The sequence below is a fragment of the Pantoea eucalypti genome (genome assembly GCF_009646115.1).
GTDB lineage: Bacteria > Pseudomonadota > Gammaproteobacteria > Enterobacterales > Enterobacteriaceae > Pantoea > Pantoea eucalypti.
On sequence record NZ_CP045720.1, the window covers coordinates 2,988,859 to 3,003,965 of the forward strand.

The 15,107-nt window shown below is 54.8% G+C and carries 12 protein-coding genes and 7 tRNA genes; 17 read left to right on the plus strand and 2 right to left on the minus strand.

Translation table 11 applies throughout. From position 1 onward, the window contains the following. Positions 1 to 59 precede the first annotated feature (59 nt). From EE896_RS13965 to EE896_RS13995, 7 genes are all read left to right on the plus strand, one after another. Positions 60 to 136, plus strand: a tRNA-Met gene (locus EE896_RS13965). A gap of 9 nt (positions 137 to 145) precedes the next feature. After that, a tRNA-Leu gene (locus tag EE896_RS13970) sits at positions 146 to 230 on the plus strand. A 22-nt stretch (positions 231 to 252) separates the two neighbouring features. Next, positions 253 to 327, plus strand: a tRNA-Gln gene (locus EE896_RS13975). Positions 328 to 362: 35 nt separating this feature from the next. Next, positions 363 to 437, plus strand: a tRNA-Gln gene (locus tag EE896_RS13980). Positions 438 to 461: 24 nt separating this feature from the next. Further along, a tRNA-Met gene (locus EE896_RS13985) sits at positions 462 to 538 on the plus strand. 6 nt (positions 539 to 544) lie between these two features. Further along, positions 545 to 619 (plus strand) — tRNA-Gln (locus EE896_RS13990). Positions 620 to 648: 29 nt separating this feature from the next. Next, positions 649 to 723, plus strand: a tRNA-Gln gene (locus tag EE896_RS13995). A 112-nt stretch (positions 724 to 835) separates the two neighbouring features. On the opposite strand, the gene ubiF is transcribed toward EE896_RS13995, so the two are convergent. Next, a complete protein-coding gene (gene ubiF / locus EE896_RS14000) occupies positions 836 to 2,008 on the minus strand; it encodes a 3-demethoxyubiquinol 3-hydroxylase (RefSeq protein WP_039659165.1) in 1,173 nt (390 codons plus the stop codon). A 172-nt stretch (positions 2,009 to 2,180) separates the two neighbouring features. On the opposite strand from ubiF, the gene miaB reads away from it, so the two are divergent. The 9 genes from miaB to EE896_RS14045 all read left to right on the plus strand — a co-directional run bounded on the left by miaB (position 2,181) and on the right by EE896_RS14045 (position 11,773). Then, positions 2,181 to 3,605, plus strand: a complete 1,425-nt coding sequence (gene miaB / locus EE896_RS14005; RefSeq protein ID WP_140915978.1) for a tRNA (N6-isopentenyl adenosine(37)-C2)-methylthiotransferase MiaB — start codon at positions 2,181 to 2,183, stop codon at positions 3,603 to 3,605. Between the two features lie 209 nt (positions 3,606 to 3,814). Beyond that, entirely contained in the window at positions 3,815 to 4,876 is a 1,062-nt protein-coding gene (locus EE896_RS14010; protein WP_013357113.1) for a PhoH family protein, read from the plus strand. Continuing rightward, complete coding sequence (gene ybeY / locus EE896_RS14015) at positions 4,873 to 5,346, plus strand: rRNA maturation RNase YbeY (protein ID WP_039659164.1); 474 nt, start codon at positions 4,873 to 4,875, stop codon at positions 5,344 to 5,346. Before EE896_RS14010 ends, ybeY begins: the two co-directional genes overlap by 4 nt. 82 nt (positions 5,347 to 5,428) lie before the next feature. Then, on the plus strand, positions 5,429 to 6,310 hold the full coding sequence (gene corC, locus EE896_RS14020; protein ID WP_008925004.1) for a CNNM family magnesium/cobalt transport protein CorC: 882 nt from the start codon (positions 5,429 to 5,431) through the stop codon (positions 6,308 to 6,310). A gap of 4 nt (positions 6,311 to 6,314) precedes the next feature. Further along, positions 6,315 to 7,838, plus strand: a complete 1,524-nt coding sequence (lnt, locus tag EE896_RS14025; RefSeq protein WP_140915979.1) for an apolipoprotein N-acyltransferase — start codon at positions 6,315 to 6,317, stop codon at positions 7,836 to 7,838. A 609-nt stretch (positions 7,839 to 8,447) separates the two neighbouring features. After that, positions 8,448 to 9,344, plus strand: coding sequence for an amino acid ABC transporter substrate-binding protein (locus tag EE896_RS14030; RefSeq protein ID WP_003854004.1), 897 nt, complete (start codon positions 8,448 to 8,450; stop codon positions 9,342 to 9,344). Between the two features lie 285 nt (positions 9,345 to 9,629). Then, positions 9,630 to 10,370 carry an amino acid ABC transporter permease gene (locus EE896_RS14035; protein ID WP_140915980.1) on the plus strand — a complete coding sequence of 247 codons (741 nt, stop codon included), beginning with the start codon at positions 9,630 to 9,632 and terminating at the stop codon, positions 10,368 to 10,370. Continuing rightward, a complete protein-coding gene (gene gltK, locus EE896_RS14040) occupies positions 10,370 to 11,047 on the plus strand; it encodes a glutamate/aspartate ABC transporter permease GltK (protein WP_140915981.1) in 678 nt (225 codons plus the stop codon). Before EE896_RS14035 ends, gltK begins: the two co-directional genes overlap by 1 nt. Then, entirely contained in the window at positions 11,048 to 11,773 is a 726-nt protein-coding gene (locus tag EE896_RS14045) for an amino acid ABC transporter ATP-binding protein (protein ID WP_140915982.1), read from the plus strand. Positions 11,774 to 11,818: 45 nt separating this feature from the next. On the opposite strand, the gene EE896_RS14050 is transcribed toward EE896_RS14045, so the two are convergent. Continuing rightward, complete coding sequence (locus EE896_RS14050) at positions 11,819 to 12,301, minus strand: zinc ribbon-containing protein (protein ID WP_003854013.1); 483 nt, start codon at positions 12,299 to 12,301, stop codon at positions 11,819 to 11,821. A gap of 222 nt (positions 12,302 to 12,523) precedes the next feature. Between EE896_RS14050 and leuS the strand changes: the two genes are divergently transcribed. Then, positions 12,524 to 15,106: a leucine--tRNA ligase gene (leuS, locus tag EE896_RS14055; RefSeq protein WP_140915983.1), complete on the plus strand. Its 2,583-nt coding sequence runs from the start codon at positions 12,524 to 12,526 to the stop codon at positions 15,104 to 15,106. Position 15,107 lies beyond the last annotated feature (1 nt).

The following is a 15,107-nucleotide window of genomic DNA, read 5'->3' on the forward strand; positions in this document are numbered from 1 at the left end:
CTGGTCAACTCCGCATAATGCGCCCCGCAACGCCGATGAAGGTAACGCGAAAAAAAGATGGCTACGTAGCTCAGCTGGTTAGAGCACAGCACTCATAATGCTGGGGTCACAGGTTCGATTCCCGTCGTAGCCACCATCTTTTTTTGCGGGAGTGGCGAAATTGGTAGACGCACCAGATTTAGGTTCTGGCGCCGCAAGGTGTGCGAGTTCAAGTCTCGCCTCCCGCACCATTTCATTATTCGGCAGCGTGGATGGGATATCGCCAAGCGGTAAGGCACCGGTTTTTGATACCGGCATTCCCTGGTTCGAATCCAGGTATCCCAGCCAATTTCGATGATTCTTGTATGCTGAGAACGGACGAATGGGATATCGCCAAGCGGTAAGGCACCGGTTTTTGATACCGGCATTCCCTGGTTCGAATCCAGGTATCCCAGCCATCATTGAAAAATGCAGTACAATTAGGCTACGTAGCTCAGCTGGTTAGAGCACAGCACTCATAATGCTGGGGTCACAGGTTCGATTCCCGTCGTAGCCACCATATAATTGGGGTGTCGCCAAGCGGTAAGGCACTGGTTTCTGATACCAGCATTCCGGGGTTCGAATCCCTGCACCCCAGCCATACAAAGACAATTTGAAAAACACCATTATTGGGGTGTCGCCAAGCGGTAAGGCACTGGTTTCTGATACCAGCATTCCGGGGTTCGAATCCCTGCACCCCAGCCAAATTGCACAACCAGGCCCGCTTTTGCGGGCTTTGTTGTTTTTGTCCCTTCTGAAACGTTCCACGCTTCCTGATTGCCGGCCCGCCCTGCGGCGAGCCTCAATGCGCAATGGTCTATAAACCCAGTGCGTATCGTAATACCTGTCGCTTCAGGACACCGGAATGCTCGGCAGCAATCAGTCCGAGATTACGCGCGAAGCGCAGTGGTGCCAGCTGATTGCTGAAAGCAAAGTAAAAGAGATCCATTCCGCCCTGCATCAGCATATTGTCTTTACGACGCTGCCGGTGATAGCGCTGCAATATCCGCTCTGACGCCCAGTCTTCCGCCGCACCGCGTGCGCTGACCAGCACCTCAATCAACGCATCAATATCGCGATAGCCCAGATTCACGCCCTGCCCGGCCAGCGGGTTAATGGTATGCGCGGCATCGCCAACCAGCGCCAGTCCTGGCAGGACATAGCGTGAAGCATGGCGACGCACCAGCGGAAAACCCCCTGCCGCATGGGCTTTGAAACGTCCCAGCCGCGCCGGGAAGTGGCTGGCAATCTCTTTTTCCAGCTGGGCCATCGGCATCGCCTGTAGCTGGCGCACTCTTGCAGGCGCGTCGTACCAGACCAGCGAGGCGCGATTGCCATACAGCGGCAGGAAGGCGCGCGGCCCCTGCGGCGTAAAGTGCTGCCAGGTGGCATCTCCTGCCGGATGTTCGCAGGTCACGCTGATCAGTAAACAGGACTGCGCATAGCTCCAGCCATGAATCCCGATGCCGGCCATCTGCCGCACCTGTGAGTTCGCACCATCTGCGCCAACCACCAGCCGGGTGTGTAAGGCCACGCCGTCGTTAAGATCAACGCGCCAGCCGCCATTTTCTGGCTGCAGATTTTCCAGCGTGGCCGGACAATAGCAGGTCACGCCCAGCGACTGCATCTCCTCCCACAACGCCCGCTGAAGCACGCTGTTCTCAACCATAAAACCCAGTTCAGGTAAGCCCAGCGAGGCAGCATCAAAACTTACCTGCGCCGCTTGCCACTCCCAGGTTTCCAGTCGCCGATAGGGCGCGCTGCGCATCGCGTCTACCCGCGGCCAGACGTTAAGTTGCTTCAGTAACGCCACCGAGGAGGATCCGATCGCTGAAATTCGCAAATCGGGATCGCTGTCGGCCTCAAATGGAGCGGGTTCGGCACGCTCAATGACCGCCACGCGAAAATGTTGCTGTGTCAGTCCACAGGCCAGCGCAGCACCGACCATGCCACCGCCGACAATCACGACATCAAACTGATTATCCTGCATTGCTTATATTCCTCTCTTATTCCCGCCAGCCTGCGCAACACGGGTCTGAATAGAGCAAAGTGTACCGGAAAACCCGAAGGCTGGCAGAAAAGCCCTCAGGCTGGTCACAACAGCATCAAAGCATTACAATACGCGCCCCTCACTTCACTGCACTGAATCAATGGCTAGCGCGATGACAAAAAAACTGCATATCAAAACCTGGGGATGTCAGATGAATGAGTATGATTCATCCAAGATGTCTGATCTGCTGAACACGACGCACGGCTACACGCTGACCGAGGTCCCTGAAGAGGCGGATATCCTGCTGCTTAACACCTGTTCTATTCGTGAAAAAGCGCAGGAGAAAGTGTTCCACCTGCTGGGACGCTGGAGAAAACTCAAAGAGCGCAATCCGGATGTCATTATCGGCGTTGGCGGCTGCGTCGCGTCGCAGGAAGGGGATCATATTCGCCAGCGTGCACCCTGCGTCGATATCGTTTTTGGTCCGCAGACACTCCATCGTCTGCCGGAAATGATTAACACCGTGCGCGGTACCAAAAGTCCGGTGGTCGACATCAGCTTCCCGGAAATCGAGAAATTTGACCGCCTGCCGGATCCGCGCGCAGAAGGTCCCACAGCCTTTGTTTCTATCATGGAAGGCTGCAACAAATATTGTACTTTCTGCGTGGTCCCTTACACACGCGGCGAGGAAGTGAGCCGTCCCAGCGATGACATTTTGCTGGAAATCGCACAACTGGCGGCGCAGGGTGTGCGTGAAGTTAACCTGCTTGGCCAGAACGTCAACGCGTATCGGGGCGCCACCTTTGACGGCGAGATCTGTACCTTCGCCGAGCTGCTGCGCCTGGTCGCTGCTATCGACGGTATCGACCGTATTCGTTTCACCACCAGCCACCCGATTGAGTTTACTGACGACATTATCGAGGTCTACCGCGATACCCCGGAGCTGGTGAGCTTCCTGCATCTGCCCGTTCAGAGTGGATCGGACCGTATCCTGACGCTGATGAAGCGTGCGCACACCGCGCTGGAATATAAGGCGATTATCCGCAAGCTGCGCGCAGCGCGGCCCGATATTGAGATCAGTTCTGACTTCATCATCGGCTTCCCGGGTGAAACGCAGCAGGATTTCGAGCAGACCATGAAGCTTATCGCCGAGATCAATTTCGATGTCAGCTTCAGCTTTGTCTACTCTGCCCGTCCTGGCACGCCAGCCGCTGACCTGCCGGATGATGTCAGCGAAGAGGAGAAAAAGCAGCGTCTGTGGATCCTCCAGGACCGCATTAACCAGCAGGCGCAGGCGATCAGTCGCCGCATGGTGGGCACCGTGCAGCGTATTCTGGTAGAAGGCATCTCCCGCAAGAACGTCATGGAAGTTTCCGGCCGCACCGAAAATAACCGTGTGGTTAATTTCGAAGGCTCACCTGAGATGATTGGCCGTTTTGTGGATGTTGAAATTGTCGATGTCTACACCAACTCGCTGCGCGGCAAACTGGTGCGTACCGAAGAAGATATGGGCCTGCGTATGGCGGAAAGCCCGGCCTCTGTGATTGCCCGTACCCGCAAAGAAAACGAAATCGGCGTGAGCCTGTTCCAGCCGTGATCCCTGCACTACCGGGCGGCAGCGCGCAGCGCGTTGCCGCCAATTTCACGCCGCGACACTTGCTTTCTGAAAGTGTCGCCCAAATATCTCTCCTTAAGCTTGCGCCCAGGCGTTACGGCATAAATAATTTCGTTATGGTGCACACGGTTAAGCCCAACGGTGCGTCAGACACATCCCATAACTGGCCCTGAGTGACCCAAAGGATTCGTTTGAATATCGAAACTCGTGAAATCGCCCTTGAACCGGCTGATAACCGTCGACTGATGAGCCTGTGCGGGCCGTTCGACGATAATGTGAAACAGCTTGAGCGTCGTCTGGGCATTGAGATCAATCGTCGCGACAATGTCTTTAAGCTGGTGGGACGTCCACTGTGCGTCAATGCCGCCGCAGATATTCTGAAAACCCTGTATGTCGACACCGCGCCGATGCGTGGTGAGATCCCGGATATTGAGCCTGACCAGATTCACCTGGCCATCAAAGAGAGCCGGGTACTGGAACAAACCGCCGAAAGCGTGCCGGAGTACGGCAAAGCGGTCAATATCAAGACCAAGCGTGGTGTGATTAAGCCACGCACGCCGAACCAGGCGCAGTACATCGCGAATGTGCTCGACCACGACATCACCTTTGGCGTCGGCCCGGCGGGTACCGGTAAAACCTATCTGGCGGTGGCAGCCGCAGTGGATGCCCTGGAGCGTCAGGAGATTCGCCGCATCATGCTGACGCGCCCTGCCGTCGAAGCGGGTGAAAAACTCGGCTTCCTGCCTGGCGATCTGAGCCAGAAAGTCGACCCATATCTGCGTCCGCTCTACGATGCCCTATTTGAAATGCTCGGTTTTGAGCGGGTAGAAAAGCTGATGGAGCGCAACGTCATTGAGGTGGCTCCGCTGGCTTACATGCGTGGCCGTACCCTGAACGATGCATTTATCATTCTTGATGAGAGCCAGAACACCACCATCGAGCAGATGAAGATGTTCCTGACGCGTATCGGCTTTAACTCCAAAGCGGTAATTACCGGCGACGTCACCCAGATTGACCTGCCACGTCACGTTAAGTCGGGCCTGCGGCATGCCATTGAAGTGCTGGCAGACGTTGAAGAGATTAGCTTTAACTTCTTCCACAGTGAAGATGTGGTGCGCCATCCGGTGGTTGCCCGCATTGTTACCGCCTATGAAGCCTGGGAAGCGGCCGATCAGACCCGTCGCGATCAGCAGGCTGAAGAGCGTAAACGTGAAGCACTGGCTGCACAGAGCGCCACGCAGGAGAGCAAATGAGTGAGGTCATTCTCGACCTGCAGGTCGCCTGTGAGAACACGGCGGACCTGCCGGATGAAAGCCTGTTTCATCGCTGGCTTTCCGCGGCTGTTACCCCTTTTCAGCCCGAAAGCGAAGTCACCGTCCGTCTGGTCGATGAAGCGGAGAGTCATGAGTTAAATCTGACTTATCGCGGCAAAGACAAGCCGACAAATGTGCTCTCCTTCCCGTTTGAAGCACCACCGGGCATCGAGTTACCTCTGCTGGGCGATCTGATCATCTGCCGCCAGGTGGTTGAGCAGGAAGCCGCAGAACAGGGCAAAAGCGTTGAAGCCCACTGGGCGCATATGGTGGTACACGGCACGCTGCATCTGCTGGGTTACGACCATATTGAAGACGACGAAGCAGACGAGATGGAAGGACTGGAGACCGAGATAATGCTTGCTCTTGGGTATCCTGATCCGTACATTTCGGAGAAAGAAGACGCCTGAATCCCGAATTCTGGCTATCCGGCTGTCAGCACGGTTTGCTGACAGCACCTATTCCTCACCAGAGAGATCTATAAAAACCGCCATGAGCGACGACCATTCTCAAAACAGCGATGCACCCAGTAGTAAAAAGGGATTTTTCTCCCTGTTGATCAACCAACTTTTTCACGGTGAACCGAAAAGCCGTGATGAGCTACTGGAGCTGATCCGCGACTCGAATAACAAAGAGCTGATTGACCAGGACACCCGCGACATGCTTGAAGGGGTTCTGGATATTGCGGAGCAGCGCGTGCGTGACATCATGATCCCGCGCTCGCAAATGATCACCCTGAAACGTAATCAGAGCCTCGAAGAGTGTCTGGATGTCATTATCGAATCCGCCCATTCCCGCTTCCCGGTGATCAGCGAAGATAAAGATCATGTGGAAGGGATTCTGATGGCGAAAGATCTGCTGCCGTTTATGAGCAGCGAATCTGAGCCTTTCAGCATTGAGAAAGTCCTGCGTCCTGCGGTGGTTGTGCCTGAAAGTAAGCGCGTTGACCGGATGCTGAAAGAGTTCCGCTCCCAGCGCTACCACATGGCGATCGTTATCGATGAGTTTGGTGGTGTCTCTGGTCTGGTGACCATTGAAGATATTCTGGAGCTGATTGTCGGTGAGATCGAAGATGAGTATGACGATGAAGAAGATCGTGATATCCGTCAGCTCAACCGTCACACCTTTACGGTGCGCGCTCTGACCGCCATTGAAGATTTCAATGAGGTGTTTGGCACGCAGTTCAGTGACGATGAAGTCGATACCATTGGTGGTCTGGTGATGCAGGGCTTCGGCCATCTGCCCGCGCGCGGTGAAAGCATTGAGATTGAGGGTTACCAGTTCAAGGTAGCAATGGCTGACAGCCGCCGCATTATCCAGGTTCACGTGACCATTCCGGAAAACTCGCCACAACCTCAACTGGAAGACGAATAAGTCTATGGCTTTAGCCTCACTCTACCCGCGCCAGCGGGTTCGCCTGCTGCTGGCTTTAATGACGGGTGCGCTGGGCACCCTCGCCTTCTCTCCTTACGATTTCTGGCCCGCCGCACTGCTGTCGCTGTGCGGCTTACAGCTCCTGACCCTGAACCGCTCAAGTCCGCAGGCTGCGGCAATCGGTTTTGTCTGGGGAGTGGGCTTATTCGGCAGCGGCATCAACTGGGTTTACGTCAGTGTCGCCACCTTTGGTGGCATGCCTGGCCCGGTGAATGTCTTTATCGTGGCATTGCTGGCGGCGTATCTGGCGATCTACCCGGCGCTGTTTGCCGGTGTACTGAATCGCATCTGGCCGCGCACAACGCTGTGGCGACTGGCGCTGGCCGCACCCGCCTTGTGGCAGATCACGGAATTCCTGCGCGGCTGGGTGCTGACCGGCTTTCCATGGCTGCAGTTTGGCTACAGCCAGATTGACGGCCCGTTAAAAGGTCTGGCCCCGCTGGCGGGGGTCGAGACCCTGACCTTCCTGCTGATGGTGGTGGCTGGCCTGCTGGCATATGCCCTGCAGCAGCGCAGCATCAGAAGTCTGGTCGCAGCATTGCTGCTGCTGGCCCTGCCGTGGCCGTTGCGCTATATCCAGTGGGTTCAGCCGATGCCCGAGCGTGCCGTCGAAGTGGCGCTGGTGCAGGGAAACATCCCGCAGTCGATGAAGTGGGATCCGCAGCAACTGCTCAACACCCTGCGCATTTATCACGGTCTGAGCCAGCCGCTAATGGGCAAAGCGCCGATTATTATCTGGCCTGAATCGGCGATTACCGATCTGGAAAGTAATCAGCAGCCGTTCCTGCATTCACTGGATGATGAACTGCGTGAACGCGGCAGTTCGCTGGTCACGGGTATCGTAGACTCCCGACTGGAGCAGAACCGCTATCACGATTACAACACCGTGATCGTGCTGGGTGGCAAGACGCCGTACAACTACTTCAGCGGCAATCGTTACCAGAAAAATCACCTGGTGCCATTTGGCGAATTTGTGCCGCTGGCCGATCTGCTGCGTCCGCTGGCTCCGTTCTTTGATCTGCCGATGTCGGCGTTCAGCCGTGGCAACTATCTCCAGCCGCAACTCCGCGTGGCGGGCTATAACCTGACCAGCGCCATTTGTTATGAGATCGTGCTGGGTGAACAGGTGCGGGCCAACTTCCATCCCGACACCAACTTCCTGCTGACCGTTTCGAACGATGCCTGGTTTGGCCACTCTATCGGCCCGTGGCAGCACTTCCAGATGGCGAGGATGCGGGCGCTGGAACTGGGTCGTCCGCTGTTGCGCAGTACCAACAATGGCGTAACTGCAGTGGTGAATGCCAGTGGTGATGTGGAAGCCATGCTGCCGCAATTTACGCGCGATGTCCTGACCAGCAAAGTTACGCCTACGCAGGGAGAAACCCCGTACGCGCGGGCTGGCATCTGGCCTGTCTGGTCACTCACGCTGCTGGCGGCGTTGATTGCCCTGCTGCGCCGACGCCGATAACAGCGCAGAGGCGTCATGGCGAAGCGAATGCTTCGCCTGAGGTTGTTGAAAACGCGCGGTGCTCAGGGAGTAAACGCCTTACGCAGAGACGCAAACACCGCCATCCCTGCCTTGCGCATCGCGGGCCATCTATGGCCCGCGATGCGCTGCTACAGGCGAAAGCTCCCCTCGCTTGACGTTTATCTGCCGTCGGTGCGAGGTGCAAGTTTCGCCTTTTCTCCTTGTTATTCTCTGATACTCCCACTCCCTGACCGCATACTCTGCTGCCTTTCTCACCCTGCACCGCTTTCTGGCACGATGATTGCAAAATGTTTCACTGTTTTTCGCTAACGGCCTGATTGCAGACGCTGCCGCGAGGCGGATTGCACCAAAACTGTCGCACCTCCTGCACCGTAAACGCGCAGCGTGAGAAATTTGCCTTTTTTTGGTGCGGATCACCTCGCAAAAAAGAAACTTTTTTGTTTCATTGCGTTAACAATCAGCTATGTTAGTGACTCTTCTGCGCCCATTTAATCCGCAGAATGAGCAGAAACGCAGCACAAAACAGACACAACATCATAATCAGCGCAGGTTATATCCTGTGCCTTTTTCATACGAAGGAGTTGGAACATGCAACTACGCAAAGTGGCATTATCTCTTCTGCTGATCGGTGCAGCGGCGGGAGCGGCCCAGGCGGAAGATCTCAGCGGCACCCTGAAGAAAATCAATGACAATGGCGTCATTGTGGTCGGGCATCGCGAATCATCAGTTCCCTTTTCTTATTATGACAACCAGCAAAAAGTCGTCGGCTATTCACAGGATTACTCAAACGCCATTGTGGAAGCCATCAAAGCGAAGCTGAATAAGCCTGACCTGCAGGTCAAAATGATTCCGATCACCTCACAAAACCGTATTCCACTGCTGCAAAACGGCACCTACGATTATGAGTGTGGCTCCACCACCAATAACCTTGAGCGCCAGAAACAGGCGGCTTTCTCTGACACCATTTTTGTTATTGGCACCCGTCTGCTGGTTAAGAAAGATGGCCCGATCAAAGATTTCGCCGACCTGAAAGGCAAAACCGTCGTCGTAACCTCAGGGACTACGTCTGAAGTGCTGCTGCACAAACTCAACGACGAACAGAAACTGGATATGCGCATCATCAGCGCAAAAGATCATGGCGACTCGTTCCGTACACTGGAAACCGGCCGTGCCGTGGCCTTTATGATGGATGATGCCCTGCTGGCTGGCGAACGCGCCAAAGCCAAAAAGCCGGACAACTGGGAAATTTTAGGCACGCCACAGTCTAAAGAGGCCTATGGCTGCATGCTGCGTAAAGATGATCCGCAGTTCAAAGCGCTGGTAGATGAAACCATCGCCAAAGCCCAGACGTCGGGTCAGGCAGAAAAATGGTTCGATACCTGGTTCAAAAAGCCTATTCCGCCTAAGAACCTGAACATGAACTTTGAGCTGTCTGATGACATGAAAGCGCTGTTCAAAACGCCAAACGACAAAGCACTCAATTAACAAAAAAATACCCAATGGATTTCAGGTCACATTGAGTCGGCAGGAGAGCATGCATCCCGGGGAACCTACTCAGGTAGATGATTCGGATGCGTGGACATACATAGCCAACAAAATGCAGCCTGAAAGACGGCGGGTATAACAAGGGCGGCCTGGCTGCCCTCTCGATTGCTGAAACCGCGGCATGGACAGACAGACTGACACGGGTCGTTCCCCTGCGTCAGGACATAAAACGCCGTTCATCAATCTTCAGGGTAGCTTAGCTACCCTTTTTTTCCGGAGCTCGTTATGGGTATCGATTGGAACTGGGGCATATTTCTCGAACAGGCCCCGTTCGGTAACACGACCTACCTCGGCTGGCTGTGGTCCGGTTTTCAGGTGACGATAGCCGTCTCCTGCTGCGCCTGGATTATCGCTTTCTGCGTGGGTTCATTTTTTGGCATTCTGCGCACCGTGCCGAATCGCCTGCTGTCGACCATTGGCACCTGCTATGTCGAACTGTTTCGTAACATCCCGCTGATCGTCCAGTTCTTCTTCTGGTATCTGGTGGCGCCCGAGCTGGTGGGCGAGAATCTCGGCATGTGGTTTAAGTCTGAGCTGGACCCCAACATTCAGTTCTTCCTCTCTTCCATGATCTGTCTCGGCCTGTTTACCGCCGCCCGCGTCTGCGAGCAGGTGCGCGCAGCCATTCAGTCACTGCCGGCAGGACAGAAAAATGCCGGTCTGGCGATGGGATTAACACTGCCGCAGACTTACCGCTATGTATTGCTGCCGAACGCGTATCGCGTGATTGTTCCGCCGATGACCTCGGAAATGCTGAACCTGGTCAAGAACTCCGCTATCGCCTCCACCATTGGTCTGGTGGATATGGCAGCACAGGCGGGCAAGTTGCTCGACTATTCTGCTCACGCCTATGAATCCTTTACCGCCATTACGCTGGCCTACGTCGCGATTAACCTGGTGATTATGTTGTTGATGAGTCTGGTCGAGCGCAAAGTCCGGCTGCCAGGCAATGCGGGAGGCAAGTAATGTACGACTTTGACTGGAGTTCGATTGCGCCCAGCCTGCCCTATCTGCTTAACGGCTTAGTGATTACCTTTAAGATCACGATTACCGCCGTGGTTTTCGGCATTCTTTGGGGCACCCTGCTGGCGGTAATGCGTCTGTCGACCTTTAAGCCCATCAGCTGGTTCGCCAAAATTTATGTCAACCTGTTCCGCTCAGTACCGCTGGTGATGGTGCTGCTGTGGTTCTATCTGGTGGTGCCGAGTTTCCTGCAACAGGTGCTGGGCCTGTCGCCTAAAACCGATATCCGCCTGATTTCAGCCATGGTCGCCTTTTCACTGTTCGAAGCGGCGTACTACTCAGAGATCATTCGTGCCGGCATCATCAGTATCTCACGCGGCCAGTGTAATGCCGCGCTGGCGCTGGGTATGACGCAGTGGCAGGCCATGAAACTGATTATTCTGCCGCAGGCATTCCGGGCCATGGTTCCGCTGTTACTGACGCAGGGTATCGTGCTGTTCCAGGATACCTCTCTGGTTTATGTGTTAAGCCTGGCGGACTTCTTCCGTACCGCGTCGACTATCGGTGAGCGCGACGGCACCCAGGTTGAAATGGTTCTGTTTGCAGGTCTGGTCTACTTCGTTATCAGCCTGAGCGCATCGCTGTTGGTCAGCTATCTAAAAAGAAAAAGGACGGTTTAAATGATTAGCCTGAAAAATGTTTCTAAGTGGTATGGTCACTTTCAGGTGCTGACCGACTGCTCAACCGAAGTCAAAACCGGTGAAGTGGTGGTAGTGTGCGGCCCGTCCGGCTCCGGTAAATCGACGCTCATCAAAACCGTGAACGGACTTGAGCCCGTTCAGCAGGGTGTGATTTCCGTCAACGGCACCGAAGTGAACAACAAACAAACCAATCTGGCGCAGCTTCGCAGTCAGGTCGGAATGGTGTTCCAGCACTTCGAGCTGTTCCCGCATTTGAGCATTATTAACAATCTGGTGCTGGCGCAGGTAAAAGTGCTGAAGCGAGACAAAGCGGCGGCCCGCGATAAAGGGCTGAAGCTGCTGAAGCGTGTGGGACTGTCAGCGCATGCTGAGAAGTTCCCCGGGCAACTCTCGGGTGGTCAGCAGCAGCGTGTAGCCATTGCGCGTGCGCTCTGCATGGATCCTATTGCGATGCTGTTTGATGAACCGACCTCCGCGCTGGATCCGGAAATGATCAATGAAGTGCTGGATGTGATGGTTGAACTGGCGCAGGAAGGAATGACGATGATGGTGGTGACACACGAGATGGGCTTTGCCCGTAAAGTCGCCAATCGCGTGATCTTTATGGATGAAGGGAAAATTATCGAAGACACCAACAAAGATGACTTCTTTAATAATCCGCAGTCTGACCGCGCTAAAGATTTCCTCGCTAAAATTCTGCACTAAACAACGTATGCGGGTCACTCAATGTGGCCCGCATAATGTTTGTTATCAGGGTTCAAAAGGCTGACGCTGGAACTGATCGTGGCCGCATTCCGGACAACGGGATAAGGTCTCAGGCGTATAGATTGCCCGGGTAAACTGGCACTTTTCACACACCAGATTGCCAAGACCGACCACTTCACCGCTCTGATAGACACCATGGTGATGCAGATCCTGAAAGACCTCACGCCACTCCAGCTGACTTTTATCCGTAATATCCGCCAGCTCTTTCCAGACGCTCTCGCGGATAATGCGCATAAACAGTGAGTCCGCCAGCGGTTCTTCAGCATCGCTGTAACTTCGGGCAAACTCGCCTAAATCACGGCGCACCGAACGCAGCGCCTGGTCAATCTCACTTTCTGACATATCATCGCGCACCAGCAACTGACTTCGCCGCCCGGCAATCAGCTCATCAAGGTTACGATCGCCCTGACGAAGACGTTCAGTCAATACGGCTAACGACTCGCGATACTCCTGAGCCACTTTATTCATTTTGTTCTCCTTTATGCAGACCCTCGCTGACTTAAGTTTAGTCGTAATGTTGCTTTTGCCGTGTCGTCTGTACAGTGAATTACAAAAGGGTGAAGAGGCTGACGCTTTCGGCAGAAATCGTGCCAGCAAAAGTGGGAAGTGTTGTTGATACGCGGCCTTATGGGTATGCTATGCGGATCTTAGAGCCAGAAAAATGTTTTTCATAAAGGACCACAGGCAGCCATGCAAGAGCAATACCGCCCGGAAGAAATTGAATCCCGTGTGCAGCAGCACTGGGATGAAAACGAAACGTTTAAAGTGACTGAGCAGGAAGGTAAAGAGAAATACTATTGCCTCTCCATGTTGCCCTATCCTTCTGGCCGCCTGCACATGGGTCACGTTCGTAACTACACCATCGGCGACGTAATCGCGCGCTATCAGCGTATGCTCGGCAAAAACGTGCTACAGCCGATTGGCTGGGATGCTTTCGGCCTGCCTGCAGAAGGCGCTGCGGTTAAAAACAATACTGCACCTGCCCCGTGGACTTACGACAACATCGCCTACATGAAAAACCAGCTCAAACTGCTGGGCTTTGGCTATGACTGGAGTCGTGAACTGGCCACCTGCCAGCCTGAGTACTACCGCTGGGAACAGTGGTTCTTTACCAAACTGTATGAAAAAGGCCTGGTCTATAAAAAAACCTCCGCAGTGAACTGGTGCCCGAACGATCAGACGGTGCTGGCGAACGAGCAGGTGATCGATGGCTGTTGCTGGCGCTGCGACACCAAAGTTGAGCGTAAAGAGATCCCGCAGTGGTTTATCAAAATCACCGATTATGCGGAAGAGTTGCTGAACGATCTGGATACGCTGGAAGAGTGGCCTGAACAGGTCAAAACCATGCAGCGTAACTGGATTGGTCGTTCTGAAGGCGTCGAAATCACTTTCGACGTGGCAGAGAGCGAAGAGAAAGTTACTGTCTACACCACCCGCCCGGATACCTTTATCGGCGCAACCTATGTGGCTGTCGCAGCAGGCCATCCTCTGTCGACTCAGGCGTCGGTAAATAATCCGGCACTGGCCGATTTTATTGCTGAATGCCGTAATACCAAAGTGGCCGAAGCCGACATGGCGACCATGGAGAAGAAAGGCATGGCGACCGGCCTGTCTGTTATTCATCCGCTGACCGGTGAGCTGCTTCCGGTCTGGGTCGCCAACTTCGTCCTGATGGAATACGGCACCGGTGCCGTGATGGCGGTTCCGGCACACGACCAGCGTGACTGGGAGTTTGCCACTAAATACGATCTGTCGATCAAGCCGGTCATCCTCAACCTGGATGGCTCCATTCCTGACGTCAGCGCTGCGGCGATGACGGATAAAGGCGCCCTGTTCAACTCGGGTGAGTTCAACGGCATGGATCACGCAACTGGCTTTAACGCTATCGCGGATTCACTGGCGGCAAAAGGCGTGGGCGTACGTAAAGTTAACTACCGTCTGCGCGACTGGGGTGTTTCCCGTCAGCGCTACTGGGGTGCACCTATCCCGATGGTGACGCTGGAAGATGGCACTGTGATGCCGACACCTGAAGACCAGCTGCCGGTTATCCTGCCGGAAGATGTGGTGATGGATGGCATTACCAGCCCGATCAAAGCGGATCCGGAGTGGGCGAAAACCACAGTAAACGGTCAGCCAGCGCTGCGTGAAACGGACACCTTTGACACCTTTATGGAGTCCTCCTGGTACTATGCGCGTTATACCTGCGCCAGCTACAAGGAAGGCATGCTGGACCCGGCCGCAGCAAACTACTGGCTGCCGGTCGATCAGTATGTGGGTGGTATCGAACACGCCATCATGCACCTGATGTATTTCCGCTTCTTCCACAAGCTGCTGCGTGACGCGGGCCTGGTGAACTCTAATGAGCCAGCAAAACGTCTGCTGTGCCAGGGCATGGTACTTGCTGATGCCTTCTACTACCTGGGCAACAACGGCGAACGTAACTGGGTTTCCCCGGTTGACGTTGAAGTTGAGCGTGACGAGAAAGGCCGCATTATTAAAGCGACCGACACGCAGGGCCGCGACGTGATCTACGCGGGCATGAGCAAAATGTCGAAGTCGAAAAACAACGGCATCGATCCACAGCTGATGGTTGAGCGTTACGGCGCCGATACCGTACGTCTGTTTATGATGTTTGCTTCGCCAGCAGATATGACGCTGGAGTGGCAGGAATCGGGCGTTGAAGGGGCTAACCGCTTCCTGAAACGTGTCTGGAAGCTGGTCTACGAGCACACCTCACAGGGTGCGACCGTGGCACTGGATGTGGACAGCCTGAATGACGAGCAGAAATCGCTGCGTCGTGACCTGCACAAAACCATCGCCAAAGTGGCGGATGATATCGGCCGTCGTCAGACCTTCAACACCGCTATTGCGGCAATCATGGAGCTGATGAACAAGCTGGCCCGCGCTCCGCAGGAGAGCGAGCAGGATCGCGCCCTGATGCAGGAAGCGCTGCTGGCTATCGTCCGTCTGCTCTATCCGTTTACCCCGCACGCCTGCTATGTTCTGTGGCAGACGCTGGGCGGCGAAGGCACCATTGATGAAGCGAGCTGGCCGGTTGCTGATGAAGCCGCTATGGTTGAAGATTCACTGCTTGTGGTGGTACAGGTTAACGGTAAAGTGCGCGGCAAAATCACCGTACCCGCCGATGCAACACAGGAACAGGTTCAGGCACGCGCTGCGCAGGAGCATCTGGTGGCAAAGTACCTGGACGGCGTGACTATCCGTAAAGTCATTTATGTACCGGGCAAACTGCTTAACCTGGTCGTAGGTTAAG

Coding starts and splice junctions, on each gene's coding strand:
- ubiF (WP_039659165.1), bottom strand. CDS start 2,008: ATGCAGGATAATCAGTTTGATGTCGTGATTGTCGGCGGTGGCATGGTC.
- miaB (WP_140915978.1), top strand. CDS start 2,181: ATGACAAAAAAACTGCATATCAAAACCTGGGGATGTCAGATGAATGAG.
- ybeY (WP_039659164.1), top strand. CDS start 4,873: ATGAGTGAGGTCATTCTCGACCTGCAGGTCGCCTGTGAGAACACGGCG.
- corC (WP_008925004.1), top strand. CDS start 5,429: ATGAGCGACGACCATTCTCAAAACAGCGATGCACCCAGTAGTAAAAAG.
- lnt (WP_140915979.1), top strand. CDS start 6,315: ATGGCTTTAGCCTCACTCTACCCGCGCCAGCGGGTTCGCCTGCTGCTG.
- EE896_RS14030 (WP_003854004.1), top strand. CDS start 8,448: ATGCAACTACGCAAAGTGGCATTATCTCTTCTGCTGATCGGTGCAGCG.
- EE896_RS14035 (WP_140915980.1), top strand. CDS start 9,630: ATGGGTATCGATTGGAACTGGGGCATATTTCTCGAACAGGCCCCGTTC.
- gltK (WP_140915981.1), top strand. CDS start 10,370: ATGTACGACTTTGACTGGAGTTCGATTGCGCCCAGCCTGCCCTATCTG.
- EE896_RS14045 (WP_140915982.1), top strand. CDS start 11,048: ATGATTAGCCTGAAAAATGTTTCTAAGTGGTATGGTCACTTTCAGGTG.
- EE896_RS14050 (WP_003854013.1), bottom strand. CDS start 12,301: ATGAATAAAGTGGCTCAGGAGTATCGCGAGTCGTTAGCCGTATTGACT.
- leuS (WP_140915983.1), top strand. CDS start 12,524: ATGCAAGAGCAATACCGCCCGGAAGAAATTGAATCCCGTGTGCAGCAG.